At 64.2% G+C, this 22,190-nt stretch carries 23 protein-coding genes and 1 tRNA gene; 10 read left to right on the top strand and 14 right to left on the bottom strand.

Annotation, left to right across the window (positions count from 1 at the left end; all coding sequences use genetic code 11):
• Positions 1 to 4: 4 nt before the first annotated feature.
• From AC07FD_RS35160 to leuD, 5 genes are all read right to left on the bottom strand, one after another.
• Entirely contained in the window at positions 5 to 355 is a 351-nt protein-coding gene (locus tag AC07FD_RS35160; RefSeq protein WP_478353666.1) for a VOC family protein, read from the bottom strand.
• 14 nt (positions 356 to 369) lie between these two features.
• Positions 370 to 753, bottom strand: coding sequence for a RidA family protein (locus AC07FD_RS35155; RefSeq protein WP_478353556.1), 384 nt, complete (start codon positions 751 to 753; stop codon positions 370 to 372).
• Positions 754 to 1,058: 305 nt separating this feature from the next.
• Positions 1,059 to 1,988 carry a hypothetical protein gene (locus tag AC07FD_RS35150; RefSeq protein WP_478353555.1) on the bottom strand — a complete coding sequence of 310 codons (930 nt, stop codon included), beginning with the start codon at positions 1,986 to 1,988 and terminating at the stop codon, positions 1,059 to 1,061.
• Between the two features lie 263 nt (positions 1,989 to 2,251).
• On the bottom strand, positions 2,252 to 3,112 hold the full coding sequence (locus tag AC07FD_RS35145; protein WP_478353554.1) for a hypothetical protein: 861 nt from the start codon (positions 3,110 to 3,112) through the stop codon (positions 2,252 to 2,254).
• A gap of 63 nt (positions 3,113 to 3,175) precedes the next feature.
• Complete coding sequence (gene leuD / locus AC07FD_RS35140) at positions 3,176 to 3,781, bottom strand: 3-isopropylmalate dehydratase small subunit (RefSeq protein ID WP_095083961.1); 606 nt, start codon at positions 3,779 to 3,781, stop codon at positions 3,176 to 3,178.
• A gap of 148 nt (positions 3,782 to 3,929) precedes the next feature.
• Between leuD and AC07FD_RS35135 the strand changes: the two genes are divergently transcribed.
• The 4 genes from AC07FD_RS35135 to AC07FD_RS35120 all read left to right on the top strand — a co-directional run bounded on the left by AC07FD_RS35135 (position 3,930) and on the right by AC07FD_RS35120 (position 5,734).
• The gene (locus tag AC07FD_RS35135) at positions 3,930 to 4,355 is read left to right on the top strand and encodes a GNAT family N-acetyltransferase (RefSeq protein WP_478353553.1); all 426 of its coding nucleotides are present in this window, start codon (positions 3,930 to 3,932) and stop codon (positions 4,353 to 4,355) included.
• Between the two features lie 92 nt (positions 4,356 to 4,447).
• Complete coding sequence (locus AC07FD_RS35130; protein ID WP_210248228.1) at positions 4,448 to 4,759, top strand: ArsR/SmtB family transcription factor; 312 nt, start codon at positions 4,448 to 4,450, stop codon at positions 4,757 to 4,759.
• Positions 4,759 to 5,205 (top strand): SRPBCC family protein, encoded by a 447-nt coding sequence (locus AC07FD_RS35125; RefSeq protein WP_478353552.1) that lies wholly within the window; start codon positions 4,759 to 4,761, stop codon positions 5,203 to 5,205. Before AC07FD_RS35130 ends, AC07FD_RS35125 begins: the two co-directional genes overlap by 1 nt.
• A gap of 40 nt (positions 5,206 to 5,245) precedes the next feature.
• Positions 5,246 to 5,734 (top strand): SRPBCC family protein, encoded by a 489-nt coding sequence (locus AC07FD_RS35120; protein ID WP_478353551.1) that lies wholly within the window; start codon positions 5,246 to 5,248, stop codon positions 5,732 to 5,734.
• Positions 5,735 to 5,935: 201 nt separating this feature from the next.
• Here AC07FD_RS35120 and AC07FD_RS35115 read toward each other — a convergent pair whose 3' ends face one another.
• The 4 genes from AC07FD_RS35115 to AC07FD_RS35100 are packed head-to-tail and all read right to left on the bottom strand — an operon-like array spanning position 5,936 to position 10,966.
• Positions 5,936 to 7,102, bottom strand: a complete 1,167-nt coding sequence (locus tag AC07FD_RS35115; RefSeq protein ID WP_478353550.1) for an NAD(P)/FAD-dependent oxidoreductase — start codon at positions 7,100 to 7,102, stop codon at positions 5,936 to 5,938.
• Between the two features lie 40 nt (positions 7,103 to 7,142).
• Positions 7,143 to 8,741, bottom strand: a complete 1,599-nt coding sequence (locus tag AC07FD_RS35110) for an ATP-binding protein (RefSeq protein WP_478353549.1) — start codon at positions 8,739 to 8,741, stop codon at positions 7,143 to 7,145.
• Positions 8,732 to 9,424 carry a response regulator transcription factor gene (locus AC07FD_RS35105; RefSeq protein WP_095083955.1) on the bottom strand — a complete coding sequence of 231 codons (693 nt, stop codon included), beginning with the start codon at positions 9,422 to 9,424 and terminating at the stop codon, positions 8,732 to 8,734. Before AC07FD_RS35105 ends, AC07FD_RS35110 begins: the two co-directional genes overlap by 10 nt.
• Positions 9,425 to 9,427: 3 nt before the next feature.
• Entirely contained in the window at positions 9,428 to 10,966 is a 1,539-nt protein-coding gene (locus tag AC07FD_RS35100; protein ID WP_478353548.1) for a DUF4153 domain-containing protein, read from the bottom strand.
• A gap of 294 nt (positions 10,967 to 11,260) precedes the next feature.
• On the opposite strand from AC07FD_RS35100, the gene AC07FD_RS35095 reads away from it, so the two are divergent.
• A complete protein-coding gene (locus AC07FD_RS35095) occupies positions 11,261 to 12,151 on the top strand; it encodes an HpcH/HpaI aldolase/citrate lyase family protein (protein ID WP_478353547.1) in 891 nt (296 codons plus the stop codon).
• Between the two features lie 51 nt (positions 12,152 to 12,202).
• Entirely contained in the window at positions 12,203 to 12,409 is a 207-nt protein-coding gene (locus tag AC07FD_RS35090) for a DUF1737 domain-containing protein (protein WP_478353546.1), read from the top strand.
• Positions 12,410 to 12,663: 254 nt separating this feature from the next.
• Here AC07FD_RS35090 and AC07FD_RS35085 read toward each other — a convergent pair whose 3' ends face one another.
• Positions 12,664 to 13,086, bottom strand: a complete 423-nt coding sequence (locus AC07FD_RS35085) for a metallopeptidase family protein (protein WP_095084388.1) — start codon at positions 13,084 to 13,086, stop codon at positions 12,664 to 12,666.
• A gap of 184 nt (positions 13,087 to 13,270) precedes the next feature.
• Here AC07FD_RS35085 and AC07FD_RS35080 point away from each other — a divergent pair, with 184 nt between their 5' ends.
• From AC07FD_RS35080 to AC07FD_RS35070, 3 genes are read left to right on the top strand one after another with little or no spacing between them, the layout of a single operon-like run.
• Positions 13,271 to 14,305: an ImuA family protein gene (locus AC07FD_RS35080; protein ID WP_478353545.1), complete on the top strand. Its 1,035-nt coding sequence runs from the start codon at positions 13,271 to 13,273 to the stop codon at positions 14,303 to 14,305.
• Positions 14,247 to 15,722 carry a DUF6504 family protein gene (locus AC07FD_RS35075; protein WP_478353544.1) on the top strand — a complete coding sequence of 492 codons (1,476 nt, stop codon included), beginning with the start codon at positions 14,247 to 14,249 and terminating at the stop codon, positions 15,720 to 15,722. The genes AC07FD_RS35080 and AC07FD_RS35075 overlap by 59 nt, the downstream gene beginning before the upstream one ends.
• A complete protein-coding gene (locus AC07FD_RS35070) occupies positions 15,719 to 19,066 on the top strand; it encodes an error-prone DNA polymerase (RefSeq protein WP_478353543.1) in 3,348 nt (1,115 codons plus the stop codon). The genes AC07FD_RS35075 and AC07FD_RS35070 overlap by 4 nt, the downstream gene beginning before the upstream one ends.
• 46 nt (positions 19,067 to 19,112) lie before the next feature.
• Here AC07FD_RS35070 and AC07FD_RS35065 read toward each other — a convergent pair whose 3' ends face one another.
• From AC07FD_RS35065 to AC07FD_RS35050, 4 genes are all read right to left on the bottom strand, one after another.
• A complete protein-coding gene (locus tag AC07FD_RS35065; RefSeq protein ID WP_478353542.1) occupies positions 19,113 to 19,355 on the bottom strand; it encodes a Trm112 family protein in 243 nt (80 codons plus the stop codon).
• Positions 19,356 to 19,470: 115 nt separating this feature from the next.
• Entirely contained in the window at positions 19,471 to 20,142 is a 672-nt protein-coding gene (locus AC07FD_RS35060) for an LON peptidase substrate-binding domain-containing protein (protein WP_478353541.1), read from the bottom strand.
• Between the two features lie 103 nt (positions 20,143 to 20,245).
• Positions 20,246 to 21,247 (bottom strand): thioredoxin, encoded by a 1,002-nt coding sequence (trxA, locus tag AC07FD_RS35055; protein WP_478353540.1) that lies wholly within the window; start codon positions 21,245 to 21,247, stop codon positions 20,246 to 20,248.
• Between the two features lie 78 nt (positions 21,248 to 21,325).
• The gene (locus tag AC07FD_RS35050; RefSeq protein WP_478353539.1) at positions 21,326 to 21,823 is read right to left on the bottom strand and encodes a prolyl-tRNA synthetase associated domain-containing protein; all 498 of its coding nucleotides are present in this window, start codon (positions 21,821 to 21,823) and stop codon (positions 21,326 to 21,328) included.
• 184 nt (positions 21,824 to 22,007) lie between these two features.
• Here AC07FD_RS35050 and AC07FD_RS35045 point away from each other — a divergent pair.
• Positions 22,008 to 22,082 (top strand) — tRNA-Gly (locus AC07FD_RS35045).
• The last annotated feature ends 108 nt before the right edge of the window (positions 22,083 to 22,190 follow it).

Raw genomic sequence — 22,190 nt, 5'->3', positions numbered from 1 at the left:
GCGATCACCGATGCGAGAGAATGTTGACCAGCCGGCCGAACGGATCGCGCACATAAAAGCGCCGCACACCCCAGGGCTCGTCGGCCGGGCCGTATTCGATGGCTAGGCCGGCCGCCTTCATGGCGTCGAGCGCCGCATCGACATCGTCGACCTCGATCGAGAGATCCGGCACTGGGGAACCGGAGCCGCCTTCGGCGGCGAAGCTGATCTGCACGTTCATTTTGTCTTGCGAGCCCAAGGTCCTGATCCAGCCATGGTCCATGATCACGTCGAGGCCGAGCACGTCCTGGTAGAAGCGCTTCGCCGCCGCGATGTCGGATGTCTCGATGTTGGCAACGATACGCAGGACTTTCATCGCCTGCGCGCCCTTCATGCCGTGCGCCGCAGCGCCGTCACTTCGATCTCGATCTTCATTTCCGGCTTGTTGAGTTGGCAAACGATCATCGTCGCCGCCGGCCTGACGTCGCCGAATATCTCGCCGAGGATCGGGAAGACGATGTCCACGAAGGCGGCATCGGTGATGTAGTAACGCGCCCGCACCACGTCGGCCATCTCGAAGCCGCCGTCCTGCAAGGCCTTGCCGATGGTCGCCAGGCAATTGCGCGTCTGCGCCTCGACCGTATCCGGCATCGTCATCGTCGCATAGTCATAGCCGGTCGTTCCGGACACGAAACACCAGTCGCCCTGCACCACGGCGCGTGAATAGCCAGCGGTCTTTTCAAATGGTGAGCCGGTGGAGATGAGTTTTCGCATGGGTGTCCTCGCAGGATCGTGGCGATCATCTTGCAGCCAAGGCGTTGATCCGGCCATGGGCCAACTCGCAATGGATTGGCGGTGCAAACCTACGATGTCGGCGGGACAGCACCCCCTCTGCCCTGCCGGGCATCTCCCCCTCAAGGAGGGAGATTGGCAGCTTCGCCGCCCATTTCTCTTTTCGGCATCGCAGGTTGGCGAAAGTGGAGGATATCTGATCTCCCCCCTCGAGGGGGGAGATGTCCGGCAGGACGGAGGGGCGCGCGAAGGATCGCGGATCTCGAAGGTGTGGTGGTCGCCAAGAGCTAGTTCGCCGACCCCAGCGCCTTGTCCAACGCCTCCTTCACATCGGCTGGCCATGTCGTCAGCGCCGGCCAGGCGTTCGGCTGGCCGTTGTCGCCGCGGCGGGCGAAATAGAGCTTGTGCTGGGCCGGGTCGACCGCCATGAAGCCGTCATTGCCGCCGCAATCGTGCGGCACGCAGCCGCTGGCGTAGAAAGCGCCCGAAGCGGTCTTTTCCGTGCCGCCGCCGACCAGCAGGCTGGTCGCCATGTCGGGCATGTCGTTGCCGAGCAGCTTTTGCGCTTCCTTGTAGACAGCCTCGTTGTGGAAGGCGTCGATGATGTTCTGGTACTTTTCCGGATTGATGTCTTTCCAGTCCGTGCCCGGTTCCGGCATGTAGGTCAGGTTGCCTGAAGTCGTCAGCCCCTCGGTCGGCGACCATTGCAAAGCCGGCTTCTCATCGCCCGGCAACAGATAGGGCACGAAATAGATGGCGTTGTCGGACACCGCCGACGGCGGCGCGCCGCACTCGTCCTGCTCAACCGTCGTGCTCTGGATGGTGCCGCCTTCCGGCTTCCAGACGATCACCGTGGCAGGGCCGCATTGATTGCCGCCATCGCCGACATCGAACAGCGCCACCTTGACGCCGCCGACCTCGACGATTTTGTCGAAGAAGACGTCATAATTGCTCGCCAGCTGTTGGCCGTCATAGGCAAGCACTTTCTCGCCGTCCTGTTCCGGCTGGGTAATGGTCAGCTGGCCGCCTTCGAATGGCACAGGCGCCTGCTTGTCGTCGTCGGAAGCATCGGCGGCGCCTGTACCTTGGTCGGTGGCCGGTTTCTCGGCGGAGGGCGCCAGCTGCGCCGCGGGCGTCTGCGTCTGGGCCTGGGCATGAGCGCCGGTCAGCAGAAGAAGCGCCAGCCCACAAGTGCCGGCAAGAAGCGAACGAGTCATGACATCCTCCATTTCGTCGGATCATAGCCAATCGCTCCGGAAACAAAACACCAGTTGCTTTGAGTCACATCAGGTGGATGGCCAACCGTGTTCTCGAACGAGTCAGGTGTGTTGAGATTCAGGTCAGGCCGAGCCGGAGTCGAAGACGGGCGCGAAGCGACCAAACAAGGTGGCTTCCCATAAGCGTACGTTTGGGTACGTGAGCACCGGAAGCGCAGGTATCAGCCGTTTGCAGGCCGGCATCACCTGAATATCAATATACCCTAATGCGGCGTGCCAAACGCCTCGTCCAGCGCCGCCTTGACCTCGGCCGGCCAGCTCTGCACCGGAGGCCACGCATCCATCACGGGCTTGCCGCTGCTGCGGGCGAAATAGAGCTTTTGGTTGGCCGCGTCGACCGCCATGAAACCGTGATTGCCGCCGCAATTGTGCGGCGCGCAGCCGTCGAAATAGACGATGCCGGACGCGGTTGTTTTCGTCCCGCCTGCGGCCAGGAAACTGGCTGCCAGAACGGTCATGTCGTTGCCAAGCAAGGCCGCGGCGTCCCTGTAGACCGCCTCGTTGTGGAAAGCGTCGATCATGTCCTCGTATTTCGACACGTCGACATCTTTCCAGACCGTGCCGGGATCCGGCATGTAAGTGAGATTGCCCGAAATCGTCAGCCCGTCGGTGGGCGACCATTGCATCGCCCGCTTGGAGGCGCCCGGCAGCAGATAGGGGACGAAATAGATGACATTGTCGGTCACCGACGCCGGTGCGCCGCAGCCATCCTGCTCGACCGTGATGCCCTGGATCGTGCCGCCTTTCGGCTTCCACACGATCATCACAGGGGGACCGCAGAGATGGTCGATGTTGCCGTCGCCGACATCGACCAGCGCCACTTTAGTGCCGGCGATATTGACGATCCTGTCGAAGAAGACGTCATAATTGCTCGCCAGCTTCTGGCCGTCGTAAGCGAGCACCTTTTCGCCGTCCGGCTCCTGCTGGGTGATGGTAAATTGACCGCCCTCGAACGGGATCGGCGCCTGCTGGTCGATGACAGGCGGCTGGGCGAACAGGCTCGTTGCCGGAAGCAAGATCGACATCATCAGCCCGCAGGCGCCGGCAACAAGCGAACGTGTCATGACAAGCCCTCGTCTTACCCGAAGACTCGCCGTCGGCGCGGCCTTGCGGTCAGGCCGCGTATTTCAGGCCCAGGGGCGCTGTTCGGCGTTTTTCTTCTCAAACGAAGCAATGGCGCCGGCCTTTTCCATGGTCAGGCCGATATCGTCGAGCCCGTTGAGCAAGCAGTGCCGCTTGAAATCGTCGAGGTCGAACGCGACCACGCCGCCATCCGGGCCGCGGATTTCCTTGGCCTCGAGGTCGATCGACAACGTGGCGTTGGAGCCGCGCGAGGCGTCATCCATCAGCTTTTCGAGATCCTCGGGGCTGACGGTGATCGGCAGCACGCCGTTCTTGAAACAGTTGTTGTAAAATATGTCGGCGAACGAGGTCGAGATGACGCAGCGAATGCCGAAATCGAGCAGCGCCCAAGGCGCGTGCTCGCGGCTCGAACCGCAGCCGAAATTGTCGCCGGCGACCAGGATCTGCGCCTTGCGGTAGGCCGGCTTGTTGAGCACGAAATCCGGATTTTCCGAACCGTCGTCATTGTAGCGCATTTCGGCGAACAGGCCGGTGCCAAGCCCGGTGCGCTTGATCGTCTTGAGATAATCCTTGGGGATGATCATGTCGGTGTCGACATTGACGATCGGCATGGGAGCGGCGACGCCGGTGAGCTTGGTGAATTTTTCCATGGCTTTTGCCCGTGTTCTTGTTTCGGGGGGATTGCTGAGGCACGGTTTACACAAAGCCGCGGGCAAATAAAAGGCAACTGTTTGTGCAGGTTGGCCACCTGCGCAAAACGGCTTCGAATTCACCGCCCGATGGTGCAGTCTGGTTGTCATGGCAGAAAACTCCCGAATCCTCTATGCCCGCGAGCCCGCGCTCGGCATCGCCGAATTCCGCCGTGTGCTGGTCGAATCCGGCCTCGGCGAGACACGGCCTGTCGATGACGACACCCGCCTGCAGGCGATGCTGTCGGGCGCCAACCTGGTGCTGACGGCGCGTCTCGATGTGGAGGGCAAGCCGCTGATCGGCGTTGCCCGCGCCATCACCGACTTCTCCTGGGTCTGCTACATCTCCGAGCTCGCCGTTTCCCAATCGGCGCAAGGGCTCGGCATCGGCAAAGGCCTGATGGACGAGGCACGGCGGCAACTCGGACCGTCCGTCGCCATCAGCCTGATCTCCATGCCCGACGCCGTCGGCTTCTATGAGCGCATCGGCATGACGCGCATGCCCGACGCCTTCTGGTTCTCCCGCAAAGGCTGACATTTTTTCCCCTGTGATCGCATCCAGCGGCCAACGGCGTGAAATCTGCATCTTGACATGCAACCAAATGGTTGCATATTAAAGCCATGAGCATGGATGCCGTCTTTCGCGCCTTGGCCGACCCGACACGCCGGCAATTGCTGGACAATCTCCATGCCCGGAACGGGCAGACGCTGAACGCGCTGTGCGCGGAGATGGACATGACACGCCAGGCGGTGACCAAGCACCTGGCGATCCTGGAGGAAGCCAACCTCGTTACCGCGCTCCGCAAGGGACGCGAGAAGCAGCACTACCTCAACCCGGTTCCGATCAACGAGATCGCCGAACGCTGGATCGGCAAGTTCGAGCGACATCGGCTGGATGCATTGAGCGACCTGAAGAAACGCCTCGAAAGGGAAGACTGATGAGCAACAGCTTCGTTTACGTGACCTACATCCGTACCACGCCCGAAAAACTCTGGGAGGCGCTGACCGATCCGGAGTTCAACCGGCGGTTCTTCCTCTGCTCCTATCAGGAGAGCGAGTGGAAGGTCGGCTCCAGCTGGAAACTGATCTTCCCCGACGGCCGCGTCGCCGACAGCGGCGAGATCCTCGAAATCGACCCGCCGCGACGCCTGGTCATCAAATGGCGCAATGAATGGATGCCGGAGGTCAAGGAAGACGGCCACACGCGCTGCACCTTCGCCATCGAACAGGACGGCGAGTTGATGAAGCTTGCCGTCACCCACGAGGCCGACGGCCCGCACCGGCTGATCCCGAATGTCTCCAACGGCTGGCCGCTGGTGCTGGCGAGCCTCAAGAGCCTGCTCGAGACCGGCAAGGGTTTCGAGCGCCCGCCATCGAAGGGTTGAAGCTTGGTTTCGGCAACGAAACAAACTTTTGGAGGCACCTATGCTGCATGTCCCTGTCGTCCACAGCATGACCAATGGCGAGACCGTCATGGCAAGCGCCGACATCGGCGCACCCGCCGAGCGGATCTTCCGCGCCCTGGTCACGGACGAGGTCGAGCGCTGGTGGGGGTCCGCCGACACCTACCGGATGGTCGATTGGTCGGCCGATCTTCGCATCGGCGGCCGTTGGAAGCTCACCGTTCGAACGGCTGACGGCCGGGACCTGCCAGCGAGCGGCGACTTGCTCGACATCGAGGCGCCGCGCCGGATCGTGCAGACGCGGGCCTATGAGTGGGACCATCCCACGCTTGGCCGGCGGCAAACGACGGTCGCCTGGCTGCTGCAGCCGATCGCCGCCGGCACGCGCGTCACCATCTGTCATGGCGGCTTTGCCGGCTTGAGCGACGCGGCGGCCGAGCATGCCGAGGGTTGGGGCAGGGTGCTGGGCTGGCTGCAGGCGTATTTCGAGGTGGGTAGGCTGGCGGCTTAAGCAGGCGGTCGGCGGCAGCGATCCTTCGCGCCCCCCTCTACCCTGCCGGGCATCTCCCCCTCAAGTAGGGAGATCGGCTGTCATCTCGGCTTTCGCCAACCACCAACGTTGCAGGAAGAAGCAGAGCGCCGAAGCTGGCAATCTCCCCCCATGAGGGGGAGATGTCCGGCAGGACAGAGGGGGGCGCTGTCCCGCTTGCCCTCAAATCACATTCAATTCCCTAAACGCCCGCCCTTCCGCAACCCGGCCATACCCAAACGCCGAGCAATCCACCGTGCGGTAGCCACCATGCACGATCAGCTCGGCCAGCGCCTTGCCGACTGCCGGCGCCTGCTGCAGGCCGTGGCCGGAAAAGCCGTTGGCGAACAGGAAATTCGTCACCTGCGGATGCGGGCCGATCACCGCGTTCTGGTCGAGAGTATTGTAGTCGTAGTGGCCGGCCCAGGCGCGCGTCGGCTTGATCGCCTCGAAGGCCGGGATGCGGGTGGCCAGCACCGGCCAGATGACCTCTTCGAACAGCGGCCAGTCCGGCTCGAAATCGGCGGGATCGGCCGGGCCGTCGCCCTCTTCCGGCTCGGCGCCGCCGGTGATGTAGACAGAGCCTTCCGGCCGCACATAGATTCCCGAGGGATCGACCAGCAGCGGCATATCGGGATATTTCTCGCGCGCCTCGAAGACGAAGACATTGCGCTTGCGCGGCTCGACCGGCAGCGCCAACCCGGCCATCGCCGAGACCTTGCCGGCATTCGGCCCGGCGGCGTTTATGACGATGCCGGCTTCGAGCGTCTCGCCATTGTCCAGGCTGACCCCGGTGACGCGGTCGCCTTGCCGCTCGATGCCGGTGACGTCGGCGGTGATGAAATCGATCTTCTTGCTGCGCAGTGCCTTGCGAAACAGCATCAGCATTGCATGCGCATCGAACCAGCCCTCGCCAGTTCGACCATAAGCGCCTGCGGTGATACCTTCGGCAGACAGCCAGGCAAACCGGCGCACCAGCGCATCCGCGTCCTCGAGCACGATATCGGCGCCCTCGGCCATCTGCGCCTCGTGATTGGCTTTCAGGATCGGCAAGCCGTTCTCGCCGGCCAGGATGAGATAGCCGCCCTCGCGAAAGCCGATATCGGCGTCAGTGCCGAACTCTTCCTTCAGCCGCCGGAACAGTTTTAGGGTGAACTGCGACAGGCGAATGTTTTCCGGGATGGAGAACTGCTGGCGAATGGACGCGCAGGACAATGTCGTTGCCGCGTGCGCGAATTGCGGATCGCGCTCGATCAGTGCGATCGAACCGGAAAATCCTTCTTCGCGCAGATAATAAGCGATCGAGGAGCCGACGATGGCCCCGCCGATGATGACGATGTCGTAGCGCACGCTTTTATGCCCTTTCCGGTTCGAGCCGCTGATTGGGGAGTCACGCGGCAGGCAAAATAATCTCGAAGCGCGTGCCGCGTTCGGAGTCAACCAGCCGGATCATACCATCATGCGCTTTCAGGAGGGCCAGCACGATGCCGAGGCCCATGCCGGTGCCACCGGAATCGCGCCGTGTGGTGAAGAATGGCTCGAAGATGCGCGCCCGGTTGCTCGGCGAAATACCGGCGCCGTCGTCGCTGACCAGGATGGTCGCCTTGCCGCCGGCACTCCCCGCCGTGACCGACACCTGCGTCGCGCCGTGCCTGGCCGAATTGTCGATGAGATTGGCAAGCACGATTGCCGCGTTCTCGGCCGATATACGCAAACCGATCTCGCCGCCGGCCTCGACACGAACCGCCAGCCTGTTGTCTACAGGAAGCAGTGCCAGCGCTGCGCCGATCGAGGTACTTTCACCGCTCGGCGCCAGATTCTCGGCCCGCGCCAGGTCGAGCAGCCGGCGCACCAGCAGATTGAGCCGCCCCGCATCGGTGACGATGTTGTTGGAGAAGCGCTGCCGCTCGGCCTGGTCCATCGCCGAACCGGAATCGCGCAGCAGCTCGGCCGCACCCTGGATCGCCGTCAGCGGCGATTTGAGCTCATGCGAGACATGGGTGGCAAAGGTCTGGATCGAGTCCGATCGCGCCTGCAGCTTTTCCGCCATGTCGAGGAAGGCGGCGGAGAGCTCCGCCATTTCATAGGTGCCGTGGTGGTCGAGCGGCTTGATGGCCTGGCGGTCGCCGGCGGCGATGCGCTGGGTGCGGTCGATCAGCGCATAGATCGGCCGACTGACGGTGCGCAGGAAGACCAGGCCGATGAGCAGCGTGCCGCCGAGGATGGCGATTGCCGCCAGGGTCACCTTGCCGCGCTCGCCATAGAGATGCTTGACGATGTTGTTGGGCGTCCGCGACACATAGACCACGCCGGCGACCTTACCGTCTATGGCCACCGGCAGGGCGACAAAGACACGCACCTTGGTGCCTCGGCTGACCGAATAGAGCGGTGGCGCCGGCTGGTTGGGAATGCGCAGCCGCAGCGCACTGGCATAGCGGCCGGCAAGGGCCTCGCGCACCTCTTCAACCCCGTCAAGCGATTGCCCGACCTCGCCACGTCCGGCAATGACGACGCCGCTGGGGTCGAGCAGCCGGAAGCCGGCCAGCGTGGTTTTCTGCGTGGCATCGAGAACACCGGACAGGCGCGCGCCGATGGCGGCGAAGGCGGGATCGATAGTGGCAGGCATCGCCGCCGGCCGCGTCGGCAGCACGTAGTCGGAAGCGAGATCGAGCTGCGGCTCGATCGGCCTGTATAGCGGGTCAGGGACGCTTCGGCTCGCATCCCCGTTTGCCCGCGCCATCGGCGCGCCGAGTTTTTCCGGCGGGATGCCGGCGTCGCGCACGTCCTGCGCATAGATGGCGGCGATGGCGGCACCTTGCGCGATCAACTCGGCTTCGGTCTGGCGGATCAGTTGGTTCTCGTAGAGCCGAAAGAAGAACAGGCCCACCAGCGGCAACGCCATCACCAGGATCAGGATGGCAACGACGACCGTGGCAAGGCGCGGCCGCCATTTGCGGCCGATCCATTTGCGAGAGGCCGTCAACCGCATCGGCCGAGCCGGAAGCCGACGCCGTGCACAGTCTCGATAGCATCCAGGCAACCCGCCGCCGCCAGCTTGGCGCGGATGTTGCGGATATGGCTGTCGACGGTGCGGCCGGCGACATGGATGTTGGCGGCATAGGCGTTTGCCATCACCGCGTCGCGGTCGAGCACATGCGTCGGCCGCGCCAAAAATCCTTTCAGGATCGAGAACTCGATCCCGGTCAGGGCAAGCGGCTTGCCGTCGAAGCTGGCGGCGTGGCTGGCCGGCGCCAGAGCAAGCTTGCCATGCGCGAACTGCCTGTCGTCGGCCGGTTCGGGCGGCACCGGGCGGGCGCGCCGCAGGATGACGTTGACGCGGGCGACCAGCTCGCGCGGGCTGAACGGTTTTGTCACATAGTCGTCGCCGCCCATTTCGAGCCCGAGGATGCGGTCGATCTCCTCGTCGCGCGCGGACAGGAACAGCACCGGCACGTCGGATGTGTGCCGCAGCCGCCGGCAGACCTCCAACCCGTCCATCTCCGGCATGCCAATGTCGAGCACGACGAGATCCGGCGCGCGGCGTCCGATCTCCTGCAAGGCGGCGGCGCCGTCGGCCACCCCAAGCGTTTTCATGCCGGCCTTTTCCAGCGCGAAGCAAATCACCTCGCGGATATGCGGGTCATCGTCGGCGACGAGGATGTGATGCGGCATCGGTCAGCGGCCCGGCAAGGAAGGTTGCGAAGGCTGAGGAAGCACGAGCGACCCCTTGCTGTCGAGATAGCGAAGCAGGCGCCAGTCGCGAAAGCTCCAGGCCCGCCAGTTTTCCTGAATGGTGCGGTACCAGTCTTCGTCGCTGCCGCGCCGCCCTGCCAGTTCGCGGAAGACCGAATTGTTGGCGGCTCGACTCTGATGATCGAGGAAGCGATCCATCGCCGGAAACGCACCCGGGCCGAGAGAGCGCAGATACCAGGCGTCGAGGGAAATGCCCTGGCCGGTCATTTCGAGGGAGTGGTCGACATTGTAATTGGCGATCAGCGCGGCGAAATTGATGAAACAGCCGGCATAAAGCGTCAGAGATAACGTCAGAAGATTGGCGGACAACAGCCATTCATTGGATTTTCCGAGCGCTATGCGGGCGATGATCAGCGCAAGACCTGATGCCACCAGCCCCATCCAGACGAAAGCCGCGATGCGCCAGTAGGTCAGCGCGTAGCTGCCGACATAGAGATCGAGCCGCAGGATCGACGAGATGACCAGCATGATGTTCTGCGCCACCCAGGCATAGACCAGCCGGCGGATGAGCGGATCCCCCGATGTTTCGCTTCCCGGCCTGAGCGCCGCCAGCACGAAGCCGGCGGCAAGCAGCGCGGTGACGATCAAGGGATAGGCGCCGCGATGCGCGTAAGCCGCATAGCTCAGCCCATCGGGCAGCGCCACCCCGCCCCACAGATAGGTGGCGTCGAGCCCGGTCTGCAGCGCAAACAGGATGTTGAAGACAACAAGCGCGCGCAGGATGGCGGGTTTGCCGAACAGGATATCCTCGATGGTGGTGATTTTCTCAGCTTGAGTGCTGACCACCGCCGGCGTCGCGCGAGGGATGCGACGAACCAGACGCGGCAGGCGTGGCCGCAGAAAGGCCCAGACACAGACCAGCACGAACAGCCAGAAGGCAATCCTCGTGAGCTGGATGAGATCGAGCAGCTTAAGAAGGTCGACCAGCGACAGCCAGTAGTCGATGACCGGATTGGCGGCGCCGAACAGCGCCAGGAAGACGGCGCCCAGCGTCAGCGGCATGACCCAGACGGCGATCGCTGCCAGCCGGACGCGGCGCCGGCCGAAGCGACGCGCCGTCCTGCGCCAGCGGATGAAGTCGTTGGCGAACCGGAACGGCGCCGCAAGCCCGAACAGTGCGATCTGGCCGGCAATGCGAGCGATGCGATGGCGCAACCGACCGCTCAGCGAAAGCGCAAAGACGACCAGGGCCGCAAGCGCGATCGATACCGACGGCGCGCTGACATTTTCGGCGAGCGGCAGCAGCGCGACAAGCAGCGCGGTGGGCTTGACCCACAGCCTGCCGTCGCTGAAGGCGGCGGGGTGCATGGCCACCACCGCGGCGGCAATCAGGATCGCGAACAGGAAAACCGTGATGCCGGCTGGCTGGCCGTAAAAGAGAAAATCCGCCAGCGCGACTAGCAGCACGCCAACACCGAAGCGGCTGCAGTAGCTCGGTGCCGCAGGGAAGAAAGCTTTCATGACCTGGCCCTCCTGATGGCTTCCAGCCGGACGGTCGGGGGGCGCTTGCGGGCAAAAGGGATGAGGATCGCCACCGGATTCGCGCGCGGCGGATTGACCAGCCACCAGCCTTCGTTGCGCAGCCGGTAAGGAAGGGACCAACGGGGTTTTGCTCGGTTTTGCATGCCGCCTGTCTCGCAGGCTGGCAGGGAGACGGCGGGGCGGATCGGAGGAGGTTTTCCGCAGGCGTGTGCAGTTTTCGTGCAGGGCCGGAGACGACTTGCCTCGACCATCCACAGACTGCATAGATCAGCCATGGAAACCCATCGCCCGCGCCGCTCGGTGCTCTACATCCCTGCCTCAAACGATAAGGCGCTGGCCAAGATCGCGCAGCTTGCCTGCGATGCCGTCATCATCGACCTCGAGGATGGCGTCGCCCCGGCCGACAAGATTGCCGTGCGTGAAAAGCTGGCCGGCATTTTCGCCAATCGCCCGGTTGCCAACCACTTTGGCAGCCGCTGCGAGATGGTGGTGCGCATCAATGCGTTGGCCAGCGAATGGGGCGCCGACGACCTGCTGGCAGCGGCGAATTGCGAGCCCGACGGCATCCTGTTGCCCAAGGTCGACACGCCGCGCGACCTGCTCGAGGCCGGCGATATGCTCGACGACAATTTTGTCCCCGACAGCGTGAAACTGTGGGCGATGATCGAGACGCCCAAGGCGCTGCTCAACATCGGCGCCATTGCCGAACTTGGCCGCGATCCGGCCTCGCGCTTGGCTTGTTTCGTTGCCGGAACGAACGATCTGCTCTACGAAACCGGCGTGCTGGCGACGCCTGACCGGCGCTATCTCGTGCCGTGGCTGATGCAGATGGTGCTGGCCGCGCGCGCCGGCGGTCTAGACATGCTCGACGGCGTCTCCAACGATTTCCGCAACCTAGACGCCTTCGCCCATGAATGCACGGAAGCGGCGGGCATGGGGTTCGACGGCAAGAGCCTCATCCATCCGGTCCAGATCGAAGCGGCGAACCTGGCCTTTGCGCCGTCCACAAAAGCCGTGGCCGAGGCACGCCTGGTGAAGGATGCCTTTGCGCTTCCGGAAAATGCCGGCAAGGGCGTGATTGCGCTGAATGGAAAAATGGTCGAGAGGCTGCACCTGGCACAAGCTGAAAAACTGCTGGCGAAGGCGGCGGCCATCGGCGCATGATATCAGCCCGATGCGCGCGGGCTATGGGCACTCACGACAGGAATTTGACGGATGAAACTCTACCGCTTTCTCACTGGCCCTGATGATGCCAGCTTCTGCCACAAGGTGACTGCGGCGTTGAACAAGGGCTGGCACCTGTTCGGCTCGCCGACCTATGCCTTCGACAAGAAGGCCAAGACGATGTGCTGCGGCCAGGCCGTGGTCAAGGACGTCGACGGTCAGGAATACGGGCCGGACACCAAACTCAGCGATTGGTAGGCTTGGCGATTGGTATACGGCTAGCCCCCACGCTGGCGGGACAGCGCCCCCCTCTGTCCTGCCGGACATCTCCCCCTCAAGGGGGGAGATCGGATGTCGTGGACGGCTTTCGCTAATTTTCAGCGTGGAAGAAAAGGAGCGGAGGTTGAAACTGCCAATCTCCCCACTTGAGGGGGAGATGGCCGGCAGGCCAGAGGGGGGCGCGAAGGAATGAGACGCCAGTTCCTTACCGCTGTGCGCAAGCCTCTGACGTTCTACTCAGCCGCCTCTTCGATCTTCTCCATATCATCGTCCGACAGGCCGAAATGGTGTCCGATCTCGTGGATCAGCACGTGGGTGACGATGTCTCCCAGCGTTTCCTCGTTTTCGGCCCAGTAATCGAGGATGGCGCGGCGGTAGAGCGTGATGCGGTTCGGGCCTTCGCCGGTCTGCGGGTTCCAGCGCTCGGCGATGCCGCGTCCCTCGAACAGGCCGAGCAGGTCGAAGGGCGTTTCCAGCGACAGATCGTCCATGATCTCGTCGGTCGGGAACTCGGCGATCTGGATGACGATCTCGCCGGTCAGCTTGCGAAAATCCTCCGGCAGATGGGCGTAAGCCTCCAGTGCCAGGAACTCCATTTCCTCCATCGACGGCGAAAGTTCGTCGTGCCAGCTGCGGGTCTTGTAGATGCGGGCCATGCTGTGTCCTTTGATCCCGGCATATAGGCTTTCGCGCCGCAATCAGCAAATGGCGCGGGCGGCCGCGCCTCTGCCAAGCCGCGCGACAGGAATAAATTCCCCATGACTCTGCTTGACTCTTCCAGCACCCTCTGGAATCTATAGGGAACATAACAGGAACAATTGTGAGTGGAAGCTGACCGTCATGGCGATGACCGCCGTGGCGCGGGAGACTGTTTTTGCCCTGCGCCGCCAGATCGCGAAGATCGAGGGAACGCTGCCCGAGCGCCTGCAGGCGCCGGCTGCCGCGGCCCTCGATGCTCGCGTCGACGCCGGTCCCAACATCGATGTGACGATTGTCCGCCGAGGCGTTGCCACGGCGCTGCCGGATGCGTTCCTGTCCACCGGCGTCGAGCGGCTCGATGCCGCCCTGAGCGGCGGCCTGCCGAAAGCCGCCTTGAGCGAAATCCATGGCATTGAAACCCGCGATGCCGGAGCCGTCGCCGGCTTCGCTCTGTCGCTCGCAAGCCTGATCCTCAAGCAGACGCAAGGGCTGCAGGTGCTGTGGATCGGCACATCGGAGATTTTTCGCGAGGCCGGCTTTCCCTATGCCAGGGGGCTTCATGCCTCGTTCGGCATCGAAGCCGAGCAATTGCTGTTTTCCGAGACGCCAAAACTTGTCGATGCGCTGTGGGTCGCCGAGGAGGCCGCCCGGATGACGGCGCTCGCCGCCGTCATCCTCGAGATCCGCGGCAATCCGCAGCGGCTCGACCTGACCGTAACGCGCCGGCTGCATGCCCGGGCACAGAGTGCCGGCCGCCCGGTGTTCCTGCTGCGGCAGGCCGCCGAGCCCGAACCGACGGCCGCACCCGTTCGTCTCATCGTCGCGTCGGCGCCGGCGGTGCCGCGCGACACCATCGCCGGGCCGCTCGCCGGCTCGATCGGCCGCCCAGCCTTCACCCTCACCATCGGCAAGAGCCGCACGGCCCTGCCTGGACAATTCACACTGGAGTGGAACCCCGATGAACGCGCATTCGATGAAAGGTGGGGCGACGAAAGAAGGGACGAGGAAAGAGCAAAGAATCCTGTCGCTGTGGTTTCCCTATCTCGCGGTCGAAAGGATCCTGCGGCAGCGTCTGGGGCGGTCCTGGCGTTCCCGGCCGTCGGATCACCTGCCGCTGGTGATCAGCCACCGCAAGGGCAACGCGCAGCGCATCTCAGCCCTCGACGAGCGGGCTGAGGCACTGCACCTGAAGCGCGACATGGGCATCGCCGATGCGCGCGCCATGCATCCGTCGATCGACATCGTCGAGGCCGATCCGCAGGCCGACCGCCGCCTGCTCGAAGGCCTTGCCGACTGGTGCGACCGCTACACCCCGCTGGTGGCGCTGGACGCAGCGGACGGCCTGTTTCTCGACGTCACCGGCTGCACCCATCTTTTCGGCGGCGAACGCGCCATGCTGGACGACATCCTGTCGCGCTTCTTCCATCAGGGTTTCGATGTCCGCGCCGGGCTTGCCGCGACACCAGGGGCGGCCTGGGCGGCGGCACGCTTTTCCGGCGACCGCATCGTCGCCGCCGGCGAGGAGGAAGCCTTGCTCGAGCCCTTGCCGCTGGCGGCCCTGCGCATCGAGCCGGCGACCCGCACCAGCCTAGAGAGCGTCGGCCTGCGCACGGCGGGCGCCGTCATGGCGGCACCGCGCGCGCCGCTTGCCCGCCGCTTCGGCGCCTCGCTGCTTTTGCGCCTCGACCAGGCGCTTGGCCGTCTCGACGAGGCGGTGTCGCCGCGCCTTCCCGTCGCGCCGCTTTCAGTCGAGCGTCATCTCAGCGAGCCCGTCACCCTGACCGAGGATATCGAGCGGCTGGTGGGCATGCTGGCTGCGGCATTGAAGACCGATCTCGAGCGCCGTGGCGAGGGCGCCAGGATGCTGGCGCTGCTTTTGTTTCGCGTCGACGGCGCGGTCAGCCGCATCGCCATCGGCACCTCGCGGCCGATGCGCGAACCCCCTCTGATCCAGAAATTGTTCCATGAAAGGCTGGCCGCGCTCGAACAGGATATCGATGCCGGCTATGGCTTCGATCTCGTCCGGCTCTCGGTGCTGTCGGCCGCCGCCTTCGACATGCAGCAGGCCGACCTTGCCGGCGACGTGACCGATGACGGCGCCGATATCGCGCTGTTCGCCGACCGCATCCGCGCCCGGCTCGGCGAGGGCGCGGTCCTGCAACCGGTCACTGTGGAAAGCCATCTGCCTGAGCGCGCCGTCGTCACGATCCCCTTCACCGAGGCCCCGCGCCGGACCACGCCGCCGAAGAAGCCGGACCGGATGCAGGCGCCAATGACCATCTTCCCGCCGGAACGGCCGATCCGGCTGTTCCGCTCGCCCGAGCCCATCGAGGTGCCGGCCACCGAAATGCCGGAGGGCCCGCCGCTGAACTTCCGCTGGCGGCGTGCGCTCTACAGGGTGACGCGTGCCGAGGGACCGGAACGCATCGCGGCGGAATGGTGGCGCGAGCCCGCGAGCGACGAGGCGGCATCGACACGCGACTATTTCCGCATCGAGGATGCCGACGGCCGCCGCTACTGGCTCTACCGGCAAGGCCTTTATGGCGGCTCGCAGGTGCCGCCGCGCTGGTTCCTGCATGGGGTCTTCGCATGAATGCGCTGACCGTCATTCCCTATGCCGAGTTCGGCATCCAGTCGAATTTCTCCTTCCTGCGCGGTGCCTCCAAGCCGGAGGAACTGGTGGTCGCCGCCAAGCTTTTCGGCTTTTCCGCGATCGGACTTGCCGACCGCAACACGGTGGCCGGCGTGGTGCGCGCCTGGCAGCAGGCCAAGGTCGAGACGCTCTCCTACCATCCCGGCTGCCGGCTGGTTTTCGGTGACGGCACGCCTGACATTCTCGCCTATCCGCAGGACCGCAAGGGCTGGGGGCATCTCTGCCGCATGCTGACGCAAGCCAATCTGCGCGACGAGAACGAGAAGGGCGCCACTCTTCTCCAGCGCGGCGACTTGCTTGAATGGGGGGACCTGATGTCGCTGGCGGTCCTGCCCGATCTGACGGCAGGCGTTGAAGACAGTCTCGCCTTGCTTCGCCAGCTCAAGGATCGTTTCGGAAGAAATCTCCGTCTGGCCGTTTCGCCGGACTATGCGGGCAATGACCGTTTCCGGATCGAGCAGGCAGCGGCGTTTGCCGAGAATGCCGGCATCCCGCTGATGGCGACCAACGACGTTCTCTATCACACGGCCGAACGGCGCCCGCTGCAGGACGTGCTGACCGCGATCCGCCTCAACACGCCCGTCGCCGAGGTCGGGCTGCAGCTGGCCGCCAATGCCGAGCGCCATCTGAAGCGGCCGATGGAGATGGCGCGCCTGTTCCGCAGGCATCCGCAGGCGCTGGCTGAAACCTTGCGCTTTGCGCAGGAGCTGACCTTCTCGCTCAGCGACCTCCAGTACAACTACCCCGACGAGCCGACGGAGTCCGGTCTCGGGCCGCAGGCCGAGCTGGAACGGCTGGCGCGGGAGGGGGCAGCCAATCGTTATCCGGCGGGGGTGCCTGCGTCCGTGATCAAGCGCATCGGGGAAGAGCTCGCTCTGATAGAGCGCCTCAACTACGCCCGCTATTTCCTGACGGTCTACGACATCGTCAAGTTCGCGCGCGGCCAGGACATCCTCTGCCAGGGGCGCGGTTCGGCCGCCAATTCGATCGTCTGTTTCTGCATCGGCATCACCGAAGTCGGGCCGGACAGGATCGACACGCTGTTCGAGCGCTTCATTTCCGAGGAGAGGAACGAGCCGCCCGACATCGACGTCGACTTCGAGCATGAGAAACGCGAGACCGTCATCCAGTACATCTATACGAAATACAGCGCCAAGCGCACCGCACTCGCCGCCGCCGTCATCAGCTATCGCGGCCGCTCGGCCTTGCGCGAAGTGGCGAAGGCCATGGGCCTCTCCGAGGATGTCAGAAGCGCATTGTCGAGCACGATCTGGGGCTGGTCGACCTCCGAACTTGGCGAGAAGGAGGCGCACGCTGGCGGCATCAACCGCGCCGACCCGCTGGCAAGACTGGTGATTGAGCGCTCCAACGAGATCATGGGCTTTCCCCGCCATTTGTCGCAGCATGTCGGCGGCTTCGTCATCACCAGGGACCGGCTCGACGAGATCGTGCCCATCGTCAAGACCGCGATGGACGAGCGCAAGATGGTCGAATGGGACAAGGACGATCTCGACGCGGTGAAGATCCTGAAAGTGGATGTGCTGGCGCTCGGCATGCTGACCTGCCTGCAGCGTGCCTTCGCCCTGCTTAAGGATCACTATCCAAACGCGCGAGATAAATATGGCCAACCCTATGTGCTGGCCACCCTGCCGCCGGAGGATAAGCAGGTCTACGACATGATCTGCCGCGCCGACACGCTCGGCGTTTTCCAGATCGAATCCCGCGCCCAGATGTCGATGCTGCCGCGTCTCAAGCCAAGGGATTTCTATGACCTTGTCATCGAGGTGGCGATCGTGCGGCCGGGTCCGATCCAGGGCGACATGGTTCACCCTTACCTGCGCCGACGGCAAGGCAAGGAAAAGGCCGAGTATCAAAAGCCGGAGCTGGAGGCGATCCTCAGCAAGACACTTGGTGTGCCCCTGTTTCAGGAACAGGCCATGAAGATCGCCATCGTCGCGGGCGGTTTCAAGCCGGGGGAGGCCGACGAACTGCGCCGCGCCATGGCCACCTTCAAGCGCACCGGCACCATCGGCAATTACCGCCAGCGCATGATCGACGGCATGATTGGTAAGGGCTACACGAAGGACTTCGCCGAGCGCTGTTTCAAGCAGATCGAGGGTTTTGGCGAATACGGCTTTCCCGAAAGCCACGCCGCGTCCTTCGCCCTGCTCGTCTATGCCTCCTGCTGGTTCAAGACCTTCTACCCCGACGTGTTCTGTGCCGCGATCCTGAATTCGCAGCCGATGGGGTTTTACCAGCCGGCCCAGCTCGTCCGCGACGCGCGCGACCATGGCGTCGACATCCGCGACGTCGACGTCAATTTCTCCGTCTGGGACTCCACGCTGGAGGAAGCATCTTTCGATCCGGACCGCATCCTCCCACGCCATGCCGAAATGCGTGGTGTCATCAAGACAAATCATGCGCTGCGGCTCGGCTTCCGCCAGATCAAGGGCCTGTCGGAGGAGCGCATGGACGCTTTCGTCAAGCGGCGCGGTTCAGGCTACGAGTCGGTCAGGGATGTCTGGCTGCGCTCCGGCCTCGATGTCGACGAGATCGATAAGCTGGCGCAGGCCGACGCCTTCCGTTCGCTTGGCCTTGATCGTCGTGAAGCACTGTGGGCGGTGCGGGCGCTCGACGGCAAGAGTGCTGCCGAAAAGCTGCCGCTGTTCGACCAGCCGGCGATCCGCCTGCGCGAGCTGGAGCTGGAGACGAAGCTGCCCAAAATGCCGCTCGGCGAGCATGTCATCCATGACTACCGTTCGCTCGGCCTGTCGCTGAAGGCGCATCCGGTCGCCTTCCTGCGCGAGCGGCTCGACCGGGCCGGCGTCACGCCCAATGCCGGATTGCCATCCGTGCGCGATGGCAGGCGTGTCTCGGTCGCCGGCCTCGTGCTGGTGCGGCAGCGCCCCGGCAAGGGCAACGCGATCTTCCTGACGCTGGAGGACGACAAGGCCGTCGCCAACATCATCATCTGGCAGAGAACCTTCGACCGCTACCGGCCCGTCATCATGGGCGCCAGGTTCGTCCGCGTCACCGGCAAATTGCAGTCGGAATCGGATGTCATCCATATCGTCGCCGAGAAGATCGAGGATTTGACCCCCTGGCTGACCGTGCTCCTGGAAAAGGTCAGCCAAGCCAACCTGACAGTCGCCGGCCCTGCGGAACACCCCGTCAGCGGTACGGATCGCGACCCCGCGCCACGCAACGCGGCGATCCGACCGGACCTCGCAACGCTGTCGGAAGAGGCGGAAAGTGTCATGCCCAAGGGACGCAATTTTCAGTAGGAGAGGGGGGCGCCGTACCGCCAGCCGCTGCCACTCTCGTCGCCCATCAAGACGGCCCACTCAAACGTGGCGGCGACAACACATCCTCCACGGAGAGCGTCCGCGCTTCCGAAGGCAGCATGATCGGGATGCCGTCGCGCACCGGATAGGCGAGCTTGGCGACCCGGGAGACCAGTTCGCCGCGCTCCGGATCCCAGGTCAGCGGCCCCTTGGTCAGCGGGCAAGCCAGCAGCTCCAGCAGCTTGGGGTCGACACTGACCTTCTTCCCGTCGCGTCCGTCCGCTGCCATCGTGTCCTCTTCTCAAGTGTCGGGTCCGTGTCGGACCCAAGATGTGTCGAGAGCAAGGTCAGGCCGCCAACGCAGGAAATTTGTCGTTTGCAGGCCGGCTAAACATCGACACATCTCATTGCAAGCTCGAACCAAAATCCTCATTCTCGCGCGCCAGCGCCATTTCGGTGATGGCGATCAGCGTTTCGGCCCGTGTCTTCAGATCCGCCGCCTCGAGCAGCGCCTGTTTCTCGGCCGGCCCATAGGGCGCCATCATCGACAGCGCGTTGACCAGCATGGCGTTTTCGGCCCGGCTGACGCTCTCCCAGTCGGCTTCGAGGTCATTGGCCTGCAGATAGGCGCGAAACGCCTTGAGCAGCGATGGCCGGTCGATCTCGTTCGCCGCCTGGTCCTCGTCGAGATCGGCCAGGAAGGGCGCCAGCTTGCACTGGCGAAACGGCGTCTTGACCGTCAACTCGTGGGCGATGCGGAACCGGCAAACGCCCTGCAGCGAAATCAGATAGCGGCCGTCGCCGGTTTCAGAAAAGGCGATGATGCGCCCGGCGCAGCCGACATTGCAGAGCTCCGGCTCGCCGTCGTCGCGCAAGGCGCCGTCGAGGCTGGGCTGGATGATGCCGATGAGCCGCGAGCCGGCGATGGCCTCGTCCACCATCTGCAGGTAGCGCGGCTCGAAGACGTTGAGAGGCATGCGGCCTCCCGGCAGCAAAAGCGCACCCTCGAGCGGAAAGATCGAGATCGTCGACGGCAAATTCTTGGCGAGCCGATAATGCGCGTTTCCCGCTTGCACCTCATTCCTCCGATCGCTTCCCACCGAAGCGCTGTCCTCGACGGGTAATCTGGCGCGATGGTCGCCGGCCGCAAGCCCGTACGGCCAACAATCGGTAACCGGCTCAGGAAAACAGCAGCGACGACAATTTGCGGCGCGCCGCAAGCGTCGCCTCGTCGGTCATGCCCCAGGCCTCGAACAACTGCAGCAATTGCGTCTTGGCGCCGTCCTCGTTCCAGGCGCGGTCGGACTTGATGATGGCCAGCAGATTGTCGGCCGCCGCCGTGCGATCGCCATTGGCGTTCTGGATCATGGCCAGATCGAAACGCGCCTGATGATCGCCGGGGTTCTCGGCCAGGCGCCGCTCGAACTCGGCCGGGTTGCCAAGCGCTGCCGCTTGCGCCGCCAGCGCCATCTTGGCGCGCAGGGCGGCCAGCGGCGGCGCATCCTTCTTGGCCTCAGGCGCGGTTGCCAACAACGTTTCGGCGCCCTCGATGTCACCAGCCTCGAACAACAGGTCGCCCAGCCCGCCAATCGCCTCGACCGTCTCCGGCGCCTGCGCCAGGATGGCATCGTAGATATCGGCCGCCGTCTGCATGTCGCCGGCCTCCCGCGCCTCGGCAGCCGCGGCCAGGGCCTCGGCCACCGGGGGCGCACCATTGCCCTTGCCGCCCACCTTGGTGATGAATTCGGCGATCTGGCTTTCGGGGATCGCGCCCATGAAGCCGTCGACCGGCTGGCCGTCCTTGAAGGCGATGACCGCGGGGATTGACTGGATGCCGAGCTGGCCGGCGATCGAGGGATGGTCGTCGATGTTCATCTTGACCAGCTTGACCCTGCCGCCGGCGGCCTTGACCGCCTTCTCCAGCAGCGGCGTCAGCTGCTTGCAAGGCCCGCACCAGGGGGCCCAGAAATCGACCAGCACCGGCTGGCGGCGCGATTCCTGGATGACGTCGGCGGCAAACGCGGCGGTCGTCGTGTCCTTGATCACATCGGCGGCCTCTGGGGCGGCGGCCGGCGGCGCCTCGCCAAGCGCGACTTTCGCGCGCGGAGCCTCCGTTCCACCATATTGCACGGTGGTGGAATATTGGCCGCCATGGCTTCCAAACGGATTGTTGTCGCTCATCTCTTTACCCTTCCGTGGCGTGGCCGCCGGCGGCCAGGCGCCTTTCAGACAATCTGACTTAGGTCATCCATGTGGCGATCACGCGGAGACTTTCAAGATAGCAGCATCGTGGCCGGTTGCCTCGACGAATCTGATCAGGTCCGCCGCTGCGACCGATGTCGTCGCCTCATTGGTCAGCGGATGCGCGTTGATCACCGCATGGTCCATCAGCGCCTTGTCGAGAACCACCTTGACCCGGCCCGCAACGTCGTTGATCAGGCCGAAGACCGTGACCGCGCCCGGCGTCACGCCGAGCAGCTCCATCAGCATCTCCGGCTTGCCGAAGGACACGCGGCTGGCAGCGCCGATCAGCTGGTGGATCTGCTTCAGGTCGACGACCGCGTCCTCGCCGACGCTGACCAGGAAGAAATTGTCCTTCTTGTCCTTCAGGAACAGGTTTTTCGTGTGGCCACCGGCGATTTCGCCGCGCAGCGCCTGCGAATCGGCAACCGTGAACAGCGGCGGATGGCGCCGCGTCGAGGCAGCGATCCCGAGTTCGGCAAGAAATTCCATCAGCTCGGCTTCGGTCTTCGGCATCGGTTTTGTCTTCGTCCCGTTTCCTGCCAAGCCGTTTACGGCCAATGGGGCAGCCGACACAAGACCGTCATGCGACATCCCGGCGAGTGCGCCCGCCGCATAGCAAAATGCCTGACATTTCCCTGTTGCAATCGCCGCGCTCTTCAGCCATATAGGCCCGGCTTGCGGCCAAGACGCCGTGTGAGCGGGTGTAGCTCAGGGGTAGAGCACAACCTTGCCAAGGTTGGGGTCGAGCGTTCGAATCGCTTCACCCGCTCCAAATCTTCTTTAGATTTGAAAAGCTTAAAGGGCCCGGGTAACCGGGCCTTTTTGCTGTCTGGCGCTGGGGAGCGCGCGGGGGATTTCTGTTTTCGCAGGGTCATCTGAT

This window comes from Mesorhizobium waitakense, assembly GCF_056431085.1.
Note: the sequence above shows the minus strand (reverse complement) of the source record. Positions and strands in the feature narration are given on the sequence as shown.

Coding starts and splice junctions, on each gene's coding strand:
- AC07FD_RS35135 (WP_478353553.1), top strand. CDS start 3,930: ATGGCAGAAAACTCCCGAATCCTCTATGCCCGCGAGCCCGCGCTCGGC.
- AC07FD_RS35090 (WP_478353546.1), top strand. CDS start 12,203: ATGAAACTCTACCGCTTTCTCACTGGCCCTGATGATGCCAGCTTCTGC.
- trxA (WP_478353540.1), bottom strand. CDS start 21,247: ATGAGCGACAACAATCCGTTTGGAAGCCATGGCGGCCAATATTCCACC.
- AC07FD_RS35155 (WP_478353556.1), bottom strand. CDS start 753: ATGCGAAAACTCATCTCCACCGGCTCACCATTTGAAAAGACCGCTGGC.
- AC07FD_RS35120 (WP_478353551.1), top strand. CDS start 5,246: ATGCTGCATGTCCCTGTCGTCCACAGCATGACCAATGGCGAGACCGTC.
- AC07FD_RS35105 (WP_095083955.1), bottom strand. CDS start 9,424: ATGCCGCATCACATCCTCGTCGCCGACGATGACCCGCATATCCGCGAG.
- AC07FD_RS35100 (WP_478353548.1), bottom strand. CDS start 10,966: ATGAAAGCTTTCTTCCCTGCGGCACCGAGCTACTGCAGCCGCTTCGGT.
- AC07FD_RS35065 (WP_478353542.1), bottom strand. CDS start 19,355: ATGGCAGCGGACGGACGCGACGGGAAGAAGGTCAGTGTCGACCCCAAG.
- AC07FD_RS35050 (WP_478353539.1), bottom strand. CDS start 21,823: ATGCCGAAGACCGAAGCCGAGCTGATGGAATTTCTTGCCGAACTCGGG.
- AC07FD_RS35160 (WP_478353666.1), bottom strand. CDS start 355: ATGAAAGTCCTGCGTATCGTTGCCAACATCGAGACATCCGACATCGCG.
- AC07FD_RS35145 (WP_478353554.1), bottom strand. CDS start 3,112: ATGACACGTTCGCTTGTTGCCGGCGCCTGCGGGCTGATGATGTCGATC.
- AC07FD_RS35130 (WP_210248228.1), top strand. CDS start 4,448: ATGGATGCCGTCTTTCGCGCCTTGGCCGACCCGACACGCCGGCAATTG.
- AC07FD_RS35150 (WP_478353555.1), bottom strand. CDS start 1,988: ATGACTCGTTCGCTTCTTGCCGGCACTTGTGGGCTGGCGCTTCTTCTG.
- AC07FD_RS35110 (WP_478353549.1), bottom strand. CDS start 8,741: ATGCGGTTGACGGCCTCTCGCAAATGGATCGGCCGCAAATGGCGGCCG.
- AC07FD_RS35125 (WP_478353552.1), top strand. CDS start 4,759: ATGAGCAACAGCTTCGTTTACGTGACCTACATCCGTACCACGCCCGAA.
- AC07FD_RS35070 (WP_478353543.1), top strand. CDS start 15,719: ATGAATGCGCTGACCGTCATTCCCTATGCCGAGTTCGGCATCCAGTCG.
- leuD (WP_095083961.1), bottom strand. CDS start 3,781: ATGGAAAAATTCACCAAGCTCACCGGCGTCGCCGCTCCCATGCCGATC.
- AC07FD_RS35085 (WP_095084388.1), bottom strand. CDS start 13,086: ATGGCCCGCATCTACAAGACCCGCAGCTGGCACGACGAACTTTCGCCG.
- AC07FD_RS35080 (WP_478353545.1), top strand. CDS start 13,271: ATGGCGATGACCGCCGTGGCGCGGGAGACTGTTTTTGCCCTGCGCCGC.
- AC07FD_RS35095 (WP_478353547.1), top strand. CDS start 11,261: ATGGAAACCCATCGCCCGCGCCGCTCGGTGCTCTACATCCCTGCCTCA.